The 17,370-nt window shown below is 29.2% G+C and carries 18 protein-coding genes; all 18 read left to right on the top strand.

Annotated features, from left to right (window positions below):
* The first annotated feature begins 51 nt into the window (after positions 1 to 51).
* From ACAM30_RS04980 to ACAM30_RS04895, 18 genes are read left to right on the top strand one after another with little or no spacing between them, the layout of a single operon-like run.
* On the top strand, positions 52 to 915 hold the full coding sequence (locus tag ACAM30_RS04980) for an aldo/keto reductase (protein ID WP_369617510.1): 864 nt from the start codon (positions 52 to 54) through the stop codon (positions 913 to 915).
* Positions 906 to 1,667 (top strand): hypothetical protein, encoded by a 762-nt coding sequence (locus tag ACAM30_RS04975; protein WP_369617509.1) that lies wholly within the window; start codon positions 906 to 908, stop codon positions 1,665 to 1,667. Before ACAM30_RS04980 ends, ACAM30_RS04975 begins: the two co-directional genes overlap by 10 nt.
* Positions 1,667 to 2,977, top strand: a complete 1,311-nt coding sequence (locus tag ACAM30_RS04970) for an aminotransferase class III-fold pyridoxal phosphate-dependent enzyme (RefSeq protein WP_369617508.1) — start codon at positions 1,667 to 1,669, stop codon at positions 2,975 to 2,977. Before ACAM30_RS04975 ends, ACAM30_RS04970 begins: the two co-directional genes overlap by 1 nt.
* Positions 2,978 to 2,986: 9 nt before the next feature.
* Positions 2,987 to 3,982, top strand: coding sequence for a GNAT family N-acetyltransferase (locus ACAM30_RS04965; protein WP_369617507.1), 996 nt, complete (start codon positions 2,987 to 2,989; stop codon positions 3,980 to 3,982).
* 14 nt (positions 3,983 to 3,996) lie between these two features.
* Entirely contained in the window at positions 3,997 to 4,680 is a 684-nt protein-coding gene (locus ACAM30_RS04960) for a formyltransferase family protein (RefSeq protein WP_369617506.1), read from the top strand.
* On the top strand, positions 4,658 to 5,368 hold the full coding sequence (locus tag ACAM30_RS04955; RefSeq protein ID WP_369617505.1) for a PIG-L deacetylase family protein: 711 nt from the start codon (positions 4,658 to 4,660) through the stop codon (positions 5,366 to 5,368). Before ACAM30_RS04960 ends, ACAM30_RS04955 begins: the two co-directional genes overlap by 23 nt.
* Positions 5,369 to 5,375: 7 nt before the next feature.
* A complete protein-coding gene (gene pseI, locus ACAM30_RS04950; RefSeq protein WP_369617504.1) occupies positions 5,376 to 6,413 on the top strand; it encodes a pseudaminic acid synthase in 1,038 nt (345 codons plus the stop codon).
* A gap of 15 nt (positions 6,414 to 6,428) precedes the next feature.
* Entirely contained in the window at positions 6,429 to 6,989 is a 561-nt protein-coding gene (locus tag ACAM30_RS04945) for a DapH/DapD/GlmU-related protein (protein WP_369617503.1), read from the top strand.
* A 4-nt stretch (positions 6,990 to 6,993) separates the two neighbouring features.
* Positions 6,994 to 8,292, top strand: a complete 1,299-nt coding sequence (locus ACAM30_RS04940) for a hypothetical protein (RefSeq protein ID WP_369617502.1) — start codon at positions 6,994 to 6,996, stop codon at positions 8,290 to 8,292.
* 4 nt (positions 8,293 to 8,296) lie between these two features.
* Positions 8,297 to 9,832, top strand: a complete 1,536-nt coding sequence (locus tag ACAM30_RS04935) for a polysaccharide biosynthesis protein (protein WP_369617501.1) — start codon at positions 8,297 to 8,299, stop codon at positions 9,830 to 9,832.
* On the top strand, positions 9,829 to 11,073 hold the full coding sequence (locus ACAM30_RS04930) for a glycosyltransferase (protein WP_369617500.1): 1,245 nt from the start codon (positions 9,829 to 9,831) through the stop codon (positions 11,071 to 11,073). The genes ACAM30_RS04935 and ACAM30_RS04930 overlap by 4 nt, the downstream gene beginning before the upstream one ends.
* A complete protein-coding gene (locus ACAM30_RS04925; RefSeq protein ID WP_369617499.1) occupies positions 11,063 to 11,995 on the top strand; it encodes an NAD-dependent epimerase/dehydratase family protein in 933 nt (310 codons plus the stop codon). The genes ACAM30_RS04930 and ACAM30_RS04925 overlap by 11 nt, the downstream gene beginning before the upstream one ends.
* A gap of 55 nt (positions 11,996 to 12,050) precedes the next feature.
* Positions 12,051 to 12,848, top strand: coding sequence for a glucose-1-phosphate cytidylyltransferase (rfbF, locus tag ACAM30_RS04920; protein WP_369617498.1), 798 nt, complete (start codon positions 12,051 to 12,053; stop codon positions 12,846 to 12,848).
* Entirely contained in the window at positions 12,833 to 13,948 is a 1,116-nt protein-coding gene (rfbG, locus tag ACAM30_RS04915) for a CDP-glucose 4,6-dehydratase (protein ID WP_369617497.1), read from the top strand. The genes rfbF and rfbG overlap by 16 nt, the downstream gene beginning before the upstream one ends.
* Positions 13,936 to 14,379, top strand: coding sequence for a dTDP-4-dehydrorhamnose 3,5-epimerase (locus tag ACAM30_RS04910; protein ID WP_369617496.1), 444 nt, complete (start codon positions 13,936 to 13,938; stop codon positions 14,377 to 14,379). The genes rfbG and ACAM30_RS04910 overlap by 13 nt, the downstream gene beginning before the upstream one ends.
* Positions 14,373 to 15,335 (top strand): NAD-dependent epimerase/dehydratase family protein, encoded by a 963-nt coding sequence (locus tag ACAM30_RS04905; protein WP_369617495.1) that lies wholly within the window; start codon positions 14,373 to 14,375, stop codon positions 15,333 to 15,335. Before ACAM30_RS04910 ends, ACAM30_RS04905 begins: the two co-directional genes overlap by 7 nt.
* Positions 15,336 to 15,344: 9 nt before the next feature.
* Complete coding sequence (locus ACAM30_RS04900) at positions 15,345 to 16,136, top strand: glycosyltransferase family 2 protein (protein WP_369617494.1); 792 nt, start codon at positions 15,345 to 15,347, stop codon at positions 16,134 to 16,136.
* Positions 16,129 to 17,367 (top strand): hypothetical protein, encoded by a 1,239-nt coding sequence (locus tag ACAM30_RS04895; RefSeq protein ID WP_369617493.1) that lies wholly within the window; start codon positions 16,129 to 16,131, stop codon positions 17,365 to 17,367. Before ACAM30_RS04900 ends, ACAM30_RS04895 begins: the two co-directional genes overlap by 8 nt.
* The last annotated feature ends 3 nt before the right edge of the window (positions 17,368 to 17,370 follow it).

The raw sequence follows: 17,370 nt of genomic DNA, 5'->3' as shown, positions 1-17,370 counted from the left end.
AATGCCAGCTATAAGTAGGTAATAAAATACAGATTTTTAATATTTTGTAAATTGAATAATAAATTAATATTAGGAACGGTTCAAATGGGCCTAAATTATGGTATTAATAATACCAACGGTAAATTAAGTTTTGAAACTAGTTGTCAGATCTTAAATAAGGCTTTTGATTTGGGTGTTCGTACTTTAGATACAGCGGAAGCTTATGGAGATGCTCATAAGGTTATAGGCGATTTTCATAAATTAAACCCCAATTTAATATTTAATATCATTACTAAGATTCCTCACGGTGATATTAAAGATATTGAATATAAAGTAAACACTTATTTGGAGGAATTACACGTAAAATTTTTAGATGTTTTAATGTTTCATTCGTTTGAGTCATACTTAAATAATAAAGAATGTATTTCGGTTTTAAATGAATTTAAAAAGATTGGAATTATTAATCATATCGGAGTCTCTGTTTATACAAATGAACAAATAGAATCATTATTGTCAGATGATAGCATAACAGTTGTACAGATGCCATTTAATTTACTCGATAATACTTCAATACGTGGTGGAGTAATGGAAGCTTTAAAGAAAAAAGGAAAAATAATTCATACAAGATCTGCTTTTTTGCAAGGATTATTTTTTAAAGAAAACTTTGATAACATTATCTCTCAAAAACTATCATCAGAATTACTTGCTATTAAAGATTTTGCTAAACTTGAAAATATTAATCTTTCCAGTCTAGCGTTAAGCTATTGTCTAAATAATAAATTAATTGATGAAGTTTTAATTGGAGTAGATTCTCCAGAACAACTTACAGATAATTTAAATGCTCTAAATTATAATCTGAATCAAGATCTTTTAGATAAAATCAATGCTATAAAAGTTAAAGATTTAGATTTGCTAAATCCATCCTTATGGAAATAAAAACAATATTAATTACACAGGCTAGATTAGGAAGTACAAGACTGCCTGGAAAAGTGTTAAAGGAAATAAATGGGGAATCATTACTTCAAATTCACCTGGATAGATTAAAAAAAAGCTCTAAAGTTTCTAAAATAATTGTTGCTACAACTATTGTTGATGCGGATGCTATAATTTACAATAAAGCCAGAGAATGGGGATATGAATCCTTTAGAGGGTCTGAATCTGATGTACTAGATAGATTTTATCAGTCAGTAAAGATTGATAAACCTGATTGGATTGTGCGTGTAACATCGGACTGTCCACTTATAGATCCAAATTTGGTTGATAAAGTGATATCATTTGTGCAAGAAAATGATAAAGACTATGGTTCAAATATTTTAATAGAAAATTTTCCAGATGGACAGGATATAGAAGTATTTAAATTTTCAGCATTAGAAAAAGCATGGAAAGAAGCTAAATTGCTTTCTGAAAGAGAACATGTTACACCTTATATTAGAAATAACTCAGATTTTAATGGTGGACATTTATTTTCGTCTATTAATTATGCTTGTAATTCAGATTTTTCTAATATTAGAATGACTGTTGATGAAAAGAGAGATTTTGATTTAATTGAAATACTTGTAAAGGAATTAGGCACAGATAAATCTTGGAGTGAATATACGAATTACATTATTGAAAATGATTTGACCAGAATAAATGGTGAAATTATAAGAAACGAAGGATTATTAAAGTCATTAAAAAAAGATATATAATGGGAACAGGACAAGAATTATATAAGAAAGCTAAAACATTAATACCAGGTGGTACAATGTTGTTATCTAAAAGACCGGAAATGTTTTTACCAGATTTATGGCCATCTTATTTTTCAAAAGCAAAAGGTTGTAAAATATGGGATTTAGACGGAAAAGAACTTTTAGATATGTCAATAATGGGTATTGGAACCAATACACTTGGATATGGTAATGATGAAGTTGATAATGCCGTTTTGGAAACTGTAAAAAAAGGAAACATGACGACTCTTAATTGTCCTGAGGAAGTTTATTTAGCTGAAAAATTAGTTGAATTAAATCCATGGGCTGATATGGTCCGTTTTGCTAGGAGTGGTGGTGAAGCAAATTCAATAGCAATTCGTATAGCTCGTGCAGCTTCTGGTAAAGATAAAGTAGCTATTTGTGGTTACCACGGATGGCATGATTGGTATTTGTCAGCAAATCATAATGATGGTGGTGATGATTTATCTGGACATTTGCTTGCAGGTTTAAGCCCTAAAGGAGTGCCGAAAAATTTAAAAGATACTGTTTATCCATTTAATTATAACAATTTCGAGGAATTACTTTCAATAGTTAATAACAATGAAATTGGTGTAATCAAAATGGAAGTTCTCAGAAATTTTGGACCAGAAGATAATTTTTTACAGAAAGTTAGAAATCTTGCAACAGAAAGAAATATTGTTTTAATCTTTGATGAATGTACCTCTGGATTTAGGGAAACTTTTGGGGGAATTTATCAAAAATTTGGAGTTGAACCTGATATTGCAATGTATGGAAAAACAATTGGAAACGGATATGCTCTAACTGCTGTTGTAGGTAAAAGAGAAGTTATGGAAGCTGCCCAAAATACTTTTATTAGTAGTACATTTTGGACTGAAAGAATTGGATCAACAGCAGCCTTAGCTACGTTAAAAGTGATGGAAGAAGTAAAATCTTGGGAAATCATTACAGCAACTGGGAATAAAATGCGTAACGGTTGGCAGAGATTGGCCGATTCATATAAATTAAACATTTCTATTTCTGGAATTCCAGCTTTGAGTACTTACAGCTTTAATAGCCCTGATGCTCTTTCCTATAAAACATTTATTGCTCAGGAAATGTTGGATAAAGGATTTTTAGCAAGTACTAACTTTTATGCATCAACAGCACAAACAGAGGCTCATTTAGAATCCTATTTTAATGCTCTTGATGAAGTGTATAGTTCAATATCAAAGTGTGAGAAAGGAGATTTGAAAATTCAAGATCTTTTAAACGGCCCCGTATGCCATGGTGGCTTTAAAAGATTGAATTAAATGATAAAGATGAATTCATATAAGGCATTTCAGAAACAAATATTTTCAGACGATAATTATTCGATTGTTCCGATTCGGTTTGAGGATCGTATGGACATTATGAAGTGGCGTAATGAACAAATCTATCATTTGCGTCAAGTTAAACTGTTAACTATTGATGATCAAAATTATTATTTTGAAAATATAGTTGCAAAGCTTTTTGATCAAAGTAAACCAGATCAAATTTTGTTTTCTTTTTTGGAGAATGAGATTTGCATTGGTTATGGAGGATTGGTCCATATTAATTGGAATGATAAAAATGCTGAAATCTCTTTTGTAATGAATACCGAATTACAAAAGAATAATTTTAAAAGATATTGGAGCATTTATTTAGGGTTAATTGAAACTTTTGCTTTTAATGAAATAAACCTTCATAAGATATATACTTATGCATTTGACCTAAGACCTCATTTATATGAAATGCTTGAAGATAAGGGGTATAAGAAAGAGGCAGTTTTGACAGAACATTGCTTTTTTGATGGTGGTTTTATTGATGTCGTTATACATAGTAAATTCGATAGTAGTATAGTTAAAGATGAATTGTTTTTAAGAGAGGCTAATGAAGATGATGTTGAATTGTTATTTATTTGGGCCAATGATCAAGATGTTCGTAAGAACTCTATTGTACAAGACCAAATTATCTGGGAAAATCATTTAGCTTGGTTTAAAAAAAAGATAAATGATTCAGAAACAAAAATATTTATACTAAGTAATAAGAATAAATGTTTTGGACAAATTAGAATTGATAAAGTTGGTTCACAGTGGCAAATTGATTATTCGATTGATCATATTTATAGAGGTCAAGGTTTGGGAAAAGAAATTGTCAAACATCTTTTGAATAAATTTAATTTTAAATTTAAAGCCACAGTAAAAAAAGAAAATTACCCTTCTGCGAAAGTTTTTACTCATTTAGGATTCAAAACTTTGAAATCAGATAATGAAGATTTTTTATTTTTTGAGTACTAAAATTAAAAGAGATTATGAATAACTATATTGTTCTGTCAGAAAAAAGCTGGCATAAAGATCTTTTTAATGATCTAAAAAAGTCATTTAATAATGAAAATTGGTTATTGATTGATTCAAAAAGCGATTTTAATTTAGATAATTTAGAAAAATTTAAACCATCTAAAATTTTTATTCCTCACTGGTCGCATATTATTCCAAAAGAAATTTACGAGAAATATGAATGTATAGTATTTCATATGACTGATTTACCCTTCGGAAGAGGAGGTAGTCCTTTGCAAAATTTGATTGTTAGAGGATACAAATCAACAAAAATATCAGCTTTAAGAGTTGAAGAAGGCCTTGACACTGGAGATATTTATCTAAAAGAATCGCTTGAATTATACGGGACTGCTGAAGAAATATTTTCCAGAGCTTCTCTAATAATAAGGGAAATGATTTTTGATATTATACAAAAGGAGCTAATTGCAACCCCTCAATTTGGTGAAGTTACAGAATTCACAAGAAGAAAGCCAGAAGATAGTAATATAATTGAATTGACAAGCCTAGAAGAAACTTATGATTATATAAGGATGTTGGATTGTGAAGGTTATCCAAAAGCCTTTATTGAAAATGACAGTTTAAAGTTTGAATTTGATAAAGCTATTTTTAATGAAACTGAAAAAATAATTACTGCCAATGTTAGAATTTTTAAGAAATAAAAAAATAATGATTGTTGTTGCCCATCCTGATGATGAATTATTAGGATTGGGTGCCACATTTCACAAATTAATAAATGAATATAATGTACAGACTCATGTCGTTATTCTTGGAGAAGGAATAACATCTCGTGCGGATAGTAGAGATATTAAAGCATGGGAAAGGGAACTTGCAATTCACAGAGATAATATAAAAAAAGCACAATTGGCCATAGGTTATCATAGTACTAGTATTTATGATTTTCCTGATAATCGATTTGATTCAGTAGCGTTATTAGATATTATTAAGACTGTTGAAAAAGAGAAAAAACAATTCAATCCAGAAGTAATTTTTACTCATCATGGAGGAGATGTAAATGTGGATCATCAGCGAACTTTTGAGTCTATAATTACAGCTTGTAGACCAATGAAAGACGAAAAAGTTAAGACTATTATAACTTTTGAAACTCCTTCTGGTACTGAGTGGAGATCGCCAACTGATCCACGTCAGTTTTTGCCAAATTTATTTTTTAGTGTATCAGAAAGTGATTTGAATGCAAAGATTAAGGGGATGGAAAGCTATGAATTTGAACGTCGAGAATATCCTCATCCTCGTTCTCCAGAAGCATTGAAAATTCAAGCTCAAAGATGGGGAATTACAATTGGGACTAATTTCGCAGAAGCCTTTTGTTTAGTAAGATCAATAAATTAATTAGAAAATGAAATTAGGAAATATAGAAATAAATAGTGAATCACCAGTTTTTATAATTGCTGAATTATCTGCAAATCATAATGGTAGTCTTGAAACAGCATTAGAAACTATTAGAGCAGCAAAGCGTGCAGGTGCGAACTGTATAAAGCTGCAAACATATACGGCTGAGACAATGACTATAGATTGTGATAAAGATGATTTTATAATTAAAGGTACGATATGGGATGGTCAAAATTTGCATAAACTTTACCAAGAGGCATATACTCCATGGGAATGGCATAAAGAATTGTTTCTTGAAGCCGAAAAACAAGGATTGATTTGTTTTTCTTCGCCATTTGATAAAACGGCTGTTGATTTTCTTGAAGAGTTGAACGTTCCCGCATATAAAATTGCTTCATTTGAAATTACAGATATACCTTTGATTGAGTATGTTGCTTCGAAAGGAAAACCTATTATTCTTTCTACAGGTATTGCTGAGCAAGAGGATATCGAATTAGCTTTAGAGGCATGTCGAAGAATGGGGAATAATGATTTGGCATTGTTAAAATGTACGTCAAGTTATCCAGCTCCAATAAATGAGGCAAATATGTGTATGGTAAAAGATTTATCTGAAAGATATGGAGTTATAAGCGGATTATCTGACCATACTATGGGAGTTACAGTTCCTATTGTTGCAACCTGTTTTGGTGCAAAAATTATAGAAAAACATTTTATTTTAGACAGAGCAATTGGTGGACCAGATGCTTCATTTTCTATGAACGAAGAAGAATTTACAGAAATGGTAAAAGCAGTTCGAGAAGCTGAAAGTGCTATAGGTGTAGTAGATTACACTTTAACAGAAAAACAGGCAAAAGGAAAAGATTTTTCAAGATCGTTATATGTTGTGGAAGATATGAAAGTTGGAGACGTAATAACAGAGGAAAATGTTCGATCCATTAGACCTGGTTTTGGCTTACATCCTAAGTATTTTAACGATATTTTGGGGAAAGTAATTAATGTAGATTTGACAAAAGGTGAAAGATTGAATAATAAGAATATAGATTAAGAATTTAAACCAATTATGAAGGTTATTAAAAATATTTTGGGATCAATTTATCATAAAATTTTATTTTTTATTTTTAAGTATAGAGCCTTAAGCAAAAAGAATATAATAATCGATAATACAGTTAAATTGTATTACAATAAAGAGAATTTAAATATTTCAAATGATGTTGTAATTGGAGCATTCACTGTTATTTATGCCATTAATTCTGGGCATTCTAGTAAAAAGGGACTACTGAAAATAGGTAAAAATACTTCAATTGGAGAGTTTAACAATATTAGGGCTGCGGGAGGAGAAATAACAATTGGAAATAATTGCCTGATTTCGCAATTTGTAACAATTGTTGCATCAAATCATAATATTAAAAAAGGTGAAAATATTAATGGACAAGGCTGGGATGAAACCAGAACAGATGTTTTTATTGGTGATGATGTTTGGATTGGAGCAAATTGTGTGATTTTGCCAGGAGTAAAAATTGCAAATGGATCTGTTATTGCAGCGGGAAGTGTCGTTACAAAAGATGTGCAGGATAATTCAATAATGATAGGAGTACCTGCAAAAAAAATTAAAGATAGATAGATCAATGAAAAGAAATTTATTGTTGAATTTTTTGAATGAAGAACATAAAGAAAAAGCGAATGATCAACTCTTTTTTGATTATTTGCACTTTAATCTAAATAACAGGATATATTCATATGGGGCACAGTTTAAAAGTCCAAATGAATATGAAAGAGATTTAAAAAAAAGAATAAAAGATAAGTTATTCAATTTTGGAATCAAGATATATGCATTTTTATTTTCCTGTTTTAAAAAGAAAACAGACATTGATGTTATCTTATCTTCAGCATATTTTAATTTAAATAATAATTCAGAACTAAATGAATATTTACTTATTACTCCACCTTGGATATTTGGTAAAAATCAAAAGTATTTTGAATATTCATTTTTTAAGCAAACTTTTGAGTTAAATCATAAGTTGGCAGGTGATTTTAAAGATTTGCTAAAACCAGATTTTATTTCATTAGCAAAAAGATATAAGTTTGATTTTAAAGAATATGTTGTTAGGCATAATATTAAAGCGCTTTTTTTGCCACAAGATATTGGATTCTTTGAAAAAATGGCAATAGACGTCTTTAAAGAATTAAATCTTCCAACCTTTAACTTCATACATGGACTACCAGGTATTTATAATGATATTGATTATAATAGAACAGATTATTTAGTAGTCTGGGGAGAAAGTATAAAAAAAAATTTTGTAAAAGCAGGACTAAATCCAGATAAAATTATTGTAAACGGACATCCTAAATATAGCAGTCTGTCATTAGACCAAAATTTAAGATTTGAACTGGATAATATACTTATTATTACTAAATCGCTTAACGGATCTCAGTTTAGTGATAGTTTGATAGTGGGAGATCGTAGTAATCTTATTTATTATCTGTTATCAATTAAAAAAGTCTTAGAGAAATTGGGCGTGAAGAAAGTACGATTAAGACCACATCCGAGTGAAAATATTGATTGGTATCATAAATATATCGAAAAAGATTTTTTTGTTTTTGATACGGATGATTTAAAGACATCATTAACTAATTCAAGTTTAGTAATTGGCGGAACCTCGACTACTTTTTTAGAAGCATTAATTGAAGGGGTTAATTATGTAGTATATGAGCCACTAATTGAGGATACTTTAATTGATGGATTTTATCCAGTCGCACCATTTGACAGAAGTGAAAAGAAAGTTCCTGTAGCAAGATCAGAAGAAGAACTAGAAGAAATATTAACAAAAAAAGTATTTGTAGATTTAACTATTTTGAATGACTACATCAGTAAAGAATTTAAAACGGATGCTGTTCTAAACTTATTAAAGACAAAAACAAAATAGAAACGTGCAAAATACTTATACAAAAAATTACATTAAAATTTATTTTTGGCAGGGAGTTTCACTTGTTTTAAATTTTCTGTCGATGTTTATTGTTGTTCCATATTTAACGTCTGAGCCTACAATTTATGGTATTTATTCCGTTTGTATCTCTTTTTCGATATTTCTTGCTTATGCAGATTTAGGATTTATGGGAGCCGGACAAAAATATGCAGCAGAATATTTTGCTAAAGGAGATGAAGCTAATGAAATTAAAGTTATTGGTTTTTCTATTTTTATTTTACTTATTTTTTTAGGTTTATTTTCAGTTGGATTTTTTATACTCAGTCAACAACCAGAGATTTTAGTAAAAGGAATTAATACTGCTACGCAACATAAGATAGCATCTTTATTGCTATTAATATTAGCAATTTTTACACCTACAACTTTACTTCAACGTCTATTACAAATGATTTTTGGTATTCGGATGGAGGATTTTATTGTTCAGCGAACAAATATTTTAGGAAGTATAATAAAAATTATTTCCGTTTTATGGTTTTTTAAAAAGGGCAATTATGATATTGTTGGATATTTTTTATTTACGCAGGTTGTCAATTTCGTAATCACAGTAATCGCATTGTATATTGCTAAAAAAAAATACAATTATAATTTTAAGTTTTTATTTTATTCGATACGTTTTAGCAAAGAAATTTTTAAAAAAACAAAAGGTTTAGCTTTTGCCAGTTTGTTTATAACCATATCATGGATATTGTATTATGAGCTTGACTCTGTTGCAATTGGTAAAATTTTAGGAGCTAATCAAGTAGCAATTTATGCAATAGGATTAACTGTTTTATCATTTTTTAGAAGTATATTAGGAATTCTTTTTTCTCCTTTTAATGTGCGTTTTAATCATTTTGTCGGTATTGGTGATGAAAATGCATTAAAATCTTTTTACCTCCAAATTGTATCAATTTTAGCCCCAGTTGTTGTTTTTCCGATACTTGTAATAGCAATTTTATCAAGTTCTATTGTGCTTACCTGGGTTGGGAATGATTATTTACAATCAATAGAAGTCGTACAATGCTTAGTATTATGCAACATATTTGCATTTGTGACATATCCGACTAATTCAATGTTAATTGCCAAAGAAAAGCAAAAAGTATTGTATTTTGTAAATGCGTTACTTCCTTTTGTTTTTTGGACTGGCATTGTTTTTACAGTTAATTTTTTAGGAGTTAAATCATTTGCAATTTTTAAATTGGTTGCTTTTTTGGTATCAGCTTTATTTTTGTTAAGGTTAATGATCATCTACTTGGAATTAGATTTACTTACAGCAATTAAGAAAATTTTTGTTCCAATGTTTTTACCGGTTTTAATTTTAATTATGACTGCTTTTTTTATTAGAAGTTATTTGCCACACGAAAAATCAAAAATGAATTTATTAATCGTGGCTTTAGTTATGGGATGTTTGATTATAATGGCATTTATAATTCAATTCTTTAGTTCCCGAAATTTTAGAATGCAAATATTTAAAACTATTGGTTGGGAAGGTAAACTATGAAAATATTAATTTTTAGTGATTGTTACGTTTATGGTGGAAGTGAACGATTAATGATATTCTTATTGAAAAATGATTTTTTGAATAAAAATAATACATTATTATTTGCTTATAGAAAACATAAAGATTATGAGGAAGGACTTCGAAATGAAAATATTTTAGATCGCAAATATAATTATCCTCTATTTTTACTTTCTAATGAAACTTTATTTCTTAAGATAAATGATGTTGTTAAAAATGGCTTTGTACGAAAACTAATTAAAATACCATTTTATTTAATCGAAAAAGTAGGACTCTATTTTATATGGAATTTGATTAGATTAATGCATTTTCTATTAAAAGTAAAGCCTGAAATTATTCACGTTAATAATGGAGGATATCCTGCTGCAAAAAGCTGTAATATTATGGTTGTTGCTAATTATTTGACAGTTCGAACAAAAGTTATTTATCAGGTTAATAATCAGGCAAGAAAGCGTAAAACTTTTTTAGAAAAGATCTATGATGCGTTTATAAATAAAAATGTTGTTTTTTTTATAAACGCATCATATAAAGCCAAACAACAATTAATTGAAAAAAGAAATTTTGATTCGGATAAAATATTGGTAGTAAATAATTGTGTACCGTTACCAAATGCAAAATTGAACAAAGCAGAAATTTTTGAATTAATTAAAATTCCTCAAGATAGTTTCTTGATTGTTGAGGTTGCATTTTTATCTGAAAGAAAAGGTCAAAAATATTTAGTAGAAGCATTGAAAGAATTATTTGATAAAAAATTACTTTCAAAAGAAAAAGTCTTTTGTGCTTTTATAGGAAATGGAGAAGATGAAGAGTTTTTAAGGAATTATATTAATGATTTAGGATTAACATCAAATATCTTTTTGTTAGGTTATCGCACTAATAGCGAAGATTTTATTATGGCCAGTGATTTATTTGTATTACCTTCAATAAAAGATGAGGATATGCCATTAGTAATATTGTCAGCTTTGGGATATGGAAAAGCAATTATTTCTACAGATTTTGCCGGTATTTCTCAAGTTATAAAATCTAATTTTAATGGTATCTTGATAAAAAATGAAATAGAAACCTTTGCACACAATTTAGGTATCGAAATTCTTCGTTTGTATAATGATAAAGAATTGAGAAATCAAATGGGGATTAATGCAAAAGAAACATATGTTGACTATAGCCCAGAAACTTATGGGATTGTGTTGAATAAAATTTATAAGCGACTATATGCAATTTAAAGAAACTATTCTACTACTTGGGGGCACTGGATTTATAGGAAAAAATATAGTAGATTATATTTTAAAAAATAAACAGTTTTTAGATTATAAAATTGTTGTCTTATCACGAAGTTATCAAAATAATTCTGAAGACAGGGTAGAATATGTGACAGGTGATTATGCTGATAAAAATAGATTGATTAGTTTGTTTTCTAAATGGAATTTCACAAAAGTTTTTCATTGTGCAACTTCAACAACTCCATTATCATCAGGAAGTAATATAATAGGAGATATTAATGGTAATTTGATTGCGACGATAGGATTGTTAGATGTGATGAAAGATTTTGATTGTAAAAATATTGTATATCTATCTTCTGGAGGTGCTGTTTATGGGGAGAAAAATTTGGAGTTAATTTCTGAAAATGAAATTTGCTATCCTTTGAGTTCTTATGGAGTGGTAAAATTAACAATTGAAAATTATCTCCGATTGTACGAAAAACAATATGGGATTAATTACTTAATATTGAGAGTTTCTAATCCCTTTGGGAAGTTCCATACCTCAGAAAAACAAGGAATTATTAATATAGCGATCCGACGAGCCTTGAGAGGTCAGGTTATTGAAGTTTGGGGTGATGGAAATCAATCAAAAGATTATCTATTTGTTGATGATTTGGTAAAAATTATTTTTAATTTATTACAACAAAAATGCGTTAATAAAACAATAAATATTGGTTCGGGAAAATCACATAAGTTAAATGATATTTTAAATACGATTAAGATTTATTTACCGAATTTAGAAGTAAAATATCTCGATTCAAAATTAACAGATGTTAAAGATTTTTGTTTGGACATATCATTTATGAAATCGCTGATTGGTTTTGAAGCTTCAGATTTTAACCAAACCATAGAAAAAACAATTATCTGGGAAAGATTACAATTATGATTATTTAAACTAAAAGTTAATATTAATAAATTATCTATAAAATAAAAGAGATACTATGAAAGCAGTAATACTCTGTGGAGGATACGGAACAAGAATTCGAGATGTCGCTGATGACATACCTAAGCCTATGATACCAATTGGGGGAAAACCTATAATCTGGCATATTATGAAAACGTATGCTCATTATGGTTACAATGACTTTGTTTTATGCATGGGATACAAAAGTGAAGTTATTAAAGATTTTTTCTTGAATTATGAAGTTAGAAGTTCAGATATAACAATAAAATTAGGAAAAAAATCAGAACAAATAATTTCTGAAACAAGCCATGATGAAGATGGTTGGGAAATAACTCTGGCAGAAACAGGTATTAAAGCAATGACAGGAGCTAGAGTACGTCGCATTAAAAAGTATATTGGCGATGATCCTTATTTTATGTTAACATATGGGGATGGAGTTGGAGATATTGATATTAATGCTCTGGTAGCCTTTCATAAATCACATGGTAAAATGGTAACATTAACTGGTGTTAGGCCACCTGGAAGATTTGGTGAACTTGGTATTGGAGACGATGGATCAACAATAACAGGGTTTAACGAAAAACCTCAGGCAAGTGGTGGTAGAATTAATGGTGGATATTTCATATGTAACAGAGAGTTTTTAGATATCCTAAGTGATTCAGAAGACTTAGTTTTAGAGCAAGAGCCAATGAAAAAGCTTGTAGAATTAGGTGAATTAAAAGTTTTTGAGCATGACGGATTTTGGCAACCGATGGATACTTCAAGAGAATATACTTTATTAAATGAACTTTATAATAACGGTAAGGCACCGTGGGTAAAATGGGAGAAAAAATAATCTTTGGAGATGTTTATCGTAACAAAAAAATTTTAGTTACAGGTAACACAGGTTTTAAAGGATCATGGTTATGTACTTGGTTAATTTCTTTAGGGGCTGATGTTTATGGTGTTTCAAATGAAATTCCTACAAAGCCTTCTATGTTCGCTGAATTAGGGCTAACGGATAAAATGAATCATTTTTTTGCTGATGTTAGAGATTTGGATGCAATGAAAAAAATTATAAATGATGTAAAACCTGATTTTGTATTTCATTTAGCAGCACAGCCCATAGTTTCATTATCGTATGCAGAGCCAGTTGATACAATTTCTACTAATGTAATGGGAACTACAAATGTTCTTGAAGTTTTGCGAGCATATGATAAACCTTGTACAGCAATAATAATTACAAGCGATAAATGTTACGATAACGTAGAATGGATTTATGGCTATAAAGAAACTGATGCTGTTGGAGGTAAAGATATCTACAGTGGAAGTAAGGGGGCAGCAGAATTGATTTTTAAATCTTATTATCATTCGTTTTTCAAAAAAGAAGATGGGCAAGTACAGATAGCTTCAGCTCGTGCTGGAAATGTAATAGGAGGTGGAGATTGGGCATTAGACAGAATTATACCAGATTGTATGAGATCTTGGAGCGAAGGTAAAGTAGTAGAGATTAGAAGCCCTAAAGCAACTAGACCTTGGCAACACGTTTTAGAACCTCTTAGCGGATACTTACAATTAGGAGAACGTTTGTATAAAGATCATTCTCTAAATGGTGAAAGTTTTAATTTTGGACCAAAACCGGAATATAATCATACCGTACAGGAAATATTAGAAGATATGAGTGTACGTTGGCATTTCGAAAATTCTAAAGATGCTTATCAAGTAACAGGAGATATCAAATTTTATGAAGCAGGGTTATTAAAATTAAACTGTGATAAAGCCTTATTTCATTTTCAGTGGAAACCAACATTGGATTATAATACTTTGATTGAATATACAAGCGATTGGTATTATCAGTTTTATAAGAATAATGTTGATATGTTTACTTATACAAAATCGCAGATTGAAGGATACGAAGATTTAGCTAAACTTGGTAATATATCATGGACAAAATAATTGTAGACGGAGTTTTACTAACCCCGCTAAAAAAAATACATCATCCAAAGGGTGATGTATTTCATGGAATGAAAAAATCTGATCCTGGTTTTTTTGGTTTTGGAGAAGCTTATTTTTCTACAATTAATAGTGAAGATACTAAACCATGGAAGAAACATTTTGATATGACTTTGAATTTTGTGGTACCAATTGGAGAAATTCGTTTTGTTATTTACGATGACAGAGAATACAGTATGACTAAAAATTGTTTTTTCGATGTGACTTTGGGAGATAATAATTACCAGAGAATTACAATTCCTCCCGGTGTTTGGGTCGCTTTCAGTGGAAAAGGAAAATCATATAATTTGCTGTTAAATTTAGCTAGTATAGAACATGATCCAAATGAAATCGAAAGAAAAGAAAACTTATCTGATATAAAATATCAATGGTAAAAAAAAAGATTCTCATTACTGGCGGGAGTGGATATATAGGAGGGCGTCTGTGCTTGCATTTTGCTAATGAAGGATATTCTGTAACATCTCTTTGTCATTCAAAAATTCCTTCTAATCAGGATTGGGTATCAAAGATGGAAAAAGTTGTAATTGGAGATGTCAGAGATGAATTATTTCTAATAGAATTAGCTAAGGATAATTATGATATAGTAATTCATCTTGTTTCTTTAGATCATCATCAGTCTAACTTATCTCCAACTTTCGTTAGTTCAGTTAACATAACACCAGTCTGGTCCATATTGGAAATATTTTCTAAGCAGGGTCTTAGTAAATTTATTTATTTTTCTACAGCACAAATTTATGGAACGTTACAAGATGAACACGTTTTAGAAAACCAAACATTAAAACCTCAAAATCCTTATGGGCTAACTCATCAAATCGGGGAAGTACTTTGCGATTATTACAATCGAAAATCTTCCGTAGATTGTAGCATAATTAGACTTTCAAATAGTTATGGAGCACCATTGTTTGAAGAAAATAATTGTTGGTGGTTGGTTATAAACGATTTATGTCAAATGGCATACAAAAAAAAAGAAATCGTATTGCAGTCAGATGGTTCTCCTCTGCGTGATTTTATTCATGGTTGGGATGTTTGTAGTGGAGTGCAGACTGTAGTTGAAACAAGTAATAAACAACATTTTGTTTATAATTTAAGTTCTGGAAAAACGTTGTCAATTTTGGATATCGCTGAAAAAGTAAAAAAAATCTATTTGGATCGCTATAATGTTGAATTAGTTATTACGAAAGCAAAATCAAACCATAATATCACAGAAAAAAGAGTATATAAAATTGATAACAGCTTGATTTGCCAAATTGGATTTGAACCCAAATGGAGCTTAGAGATGGGAATAAATGATCTTTTCGATTTTTTAGAAAAAACAATGTTTAAAAAATAAATTATAAATATGCCACTTGTTAGTGTAATCGTAACGACTTATAATAGAAAAGATTTATTAGCGGAAACATTAAATTCAATATTAAATCAGACTTTTCAGGATTTTGAATTAATTGTCGTTGATAATTTTTCTGCTTATGATTTTTTTACTCATATAGAGAGCTTTAAAAGCGCAAAAATAAAATGTTTTCAAAATCATAATAATGGTATCATTGCGATCAATAGAAATTATGGATTAAAGCAAGCTACAGGTAGTTATATTGCATTTTGTGATGACGATGACATTTGGTTTTCTAATAAATTGGAAACACAAGTAGCAATCTTAAACGGCAAAAGTGATCAGACTAAAAAATTAGTTTATTCTGATGTATTACTTTTTGGTGAGAATATTAGTGAAAAAATTTCAAATCGTAAGGCTACAGATGACATTAATGATCTGATTAAAAGAAACCAAATCCCCCTTTCAAGTACTTTAATTTCATATTCTGATTTAGTAATTTTTAATGAGGATTCTGATTTGATTGCATGTGAAGACTTTTATCTTTGGTTGAAATTAATGAAAAATGGTTATTCATTTTTTTATATAAAAGAACCTCTTATAAAATATAGAATGGCAGCCAATTCTGCCTATAATTCTAATGCTCATTTAGCTCATGTCAGAACTATTTACGCATTGATAAAGTACGTAATAAACTTCGGATTTGAAGGAGTCAATATGCTTGGCTTTGTAAAAGTTGTTTATACAGAACTTTTTAAATTTTATATCAAGAATTTAAAATCAAAGCTTAAAAGTAATGCTTGATATTTCAAAAGATAAATTAAATAAAGAATTAATATTTGGACAAGATTTGTTAATTCTCGTCCTGTTTTATTTTGGAATTGCTGCTATATTTGATTACTTTATTAATGTAAAAATTTTAGGACTATCATTCTTTGTTACTATTATAACATACGGTTTTGTTTTTTTTATTTTTATTAAAAATTTAAAAATAATTAATCGAAATCAGATTCTTAGTTATTTCATAATTGTATTGCTGTTACTTTTTGTGCTAGGCTGCAGAGCTTTGTTTTATCAAGAAAACATGATCAACATGTTAGGAAATGATCGATTTATATTTTTCGTTCCGGTTGTTCTAATGCTGTTTAACAGGGTGAATTTTAAAAGAATTTCTGAAAAAAAAATAAGATTTTTTTTATTAGCAATATTGGTCATTCATTCGATTAACTCTCTTTTTTATTTGGTGGGTATACCTGCTATTGAACATGTGGATGTGCTGGCTGATGACTATGTTGAGTTTAGTCGATTTGGTGGTATTATGGGAGGATCAAATGTTCAGGCTGTTTTTACTTCAACTATTTATACTATTCTTGTCTTATCTGATTTAAAGATGTCAGTAGTTAAATTCTTTTTTTTGACATTATTATCAATAATAGCCATCGCTCCCACAATATCGCGAGGAGGAATGGTGGTTTTATTGTTGACGTTGATTTGTTTTTTTTATAACAAATTGAAAAAGGGATCATTAATAGATAAAATTAGTATATCTTTTTTTACATTGTTTATAGTAACTTTAGCAATTACCCAAATTGATTTTTCTAATATAGAAATATTATATACATCATTTTTCGATAGATTTGATCAGGATGATATTTCTAGTGGAAGAGGAGAGAGACTTATTTACTTCTGGAAAATAATTAATAATAGTATAGTTTGTTATATAATAGGTGTTCCGGTATCACTTCAGGAAACAAGTACAAATGCAATAAGTGATAACGTTTTTACGCTTCTGCCAGTAAACTTAGGAGTAATTTTTACTATTTTATTTCTAACCTTTATTTTTTTTATAAGTAAAAAAGTGAGAATTAGAAATAAAGCGGTAATTAATTGGTATCTCGTAATTTTATTTTTAATTTCTTTTACTAATAATGCAATAATTTGGACAGCATGGACTTATTATGTAATATTTGGTTTTTTTTATCTAAAATTCAAAAGTTCAATTAGTGATTCGGATTCTTCATATAGTCTCATTTAATGT

Source organism: Flavobacterium sp. CFS9, assembly GCF_041154745.1.
Lineage (GTDB): Bacteria > Bacteroidota > Bacteroidia > Flavobacteriales > Flavobacteriaceae > Flavobacterium.
This window is presented reverse-complemented; position numbering and strand designations above follow the sequence as displayed.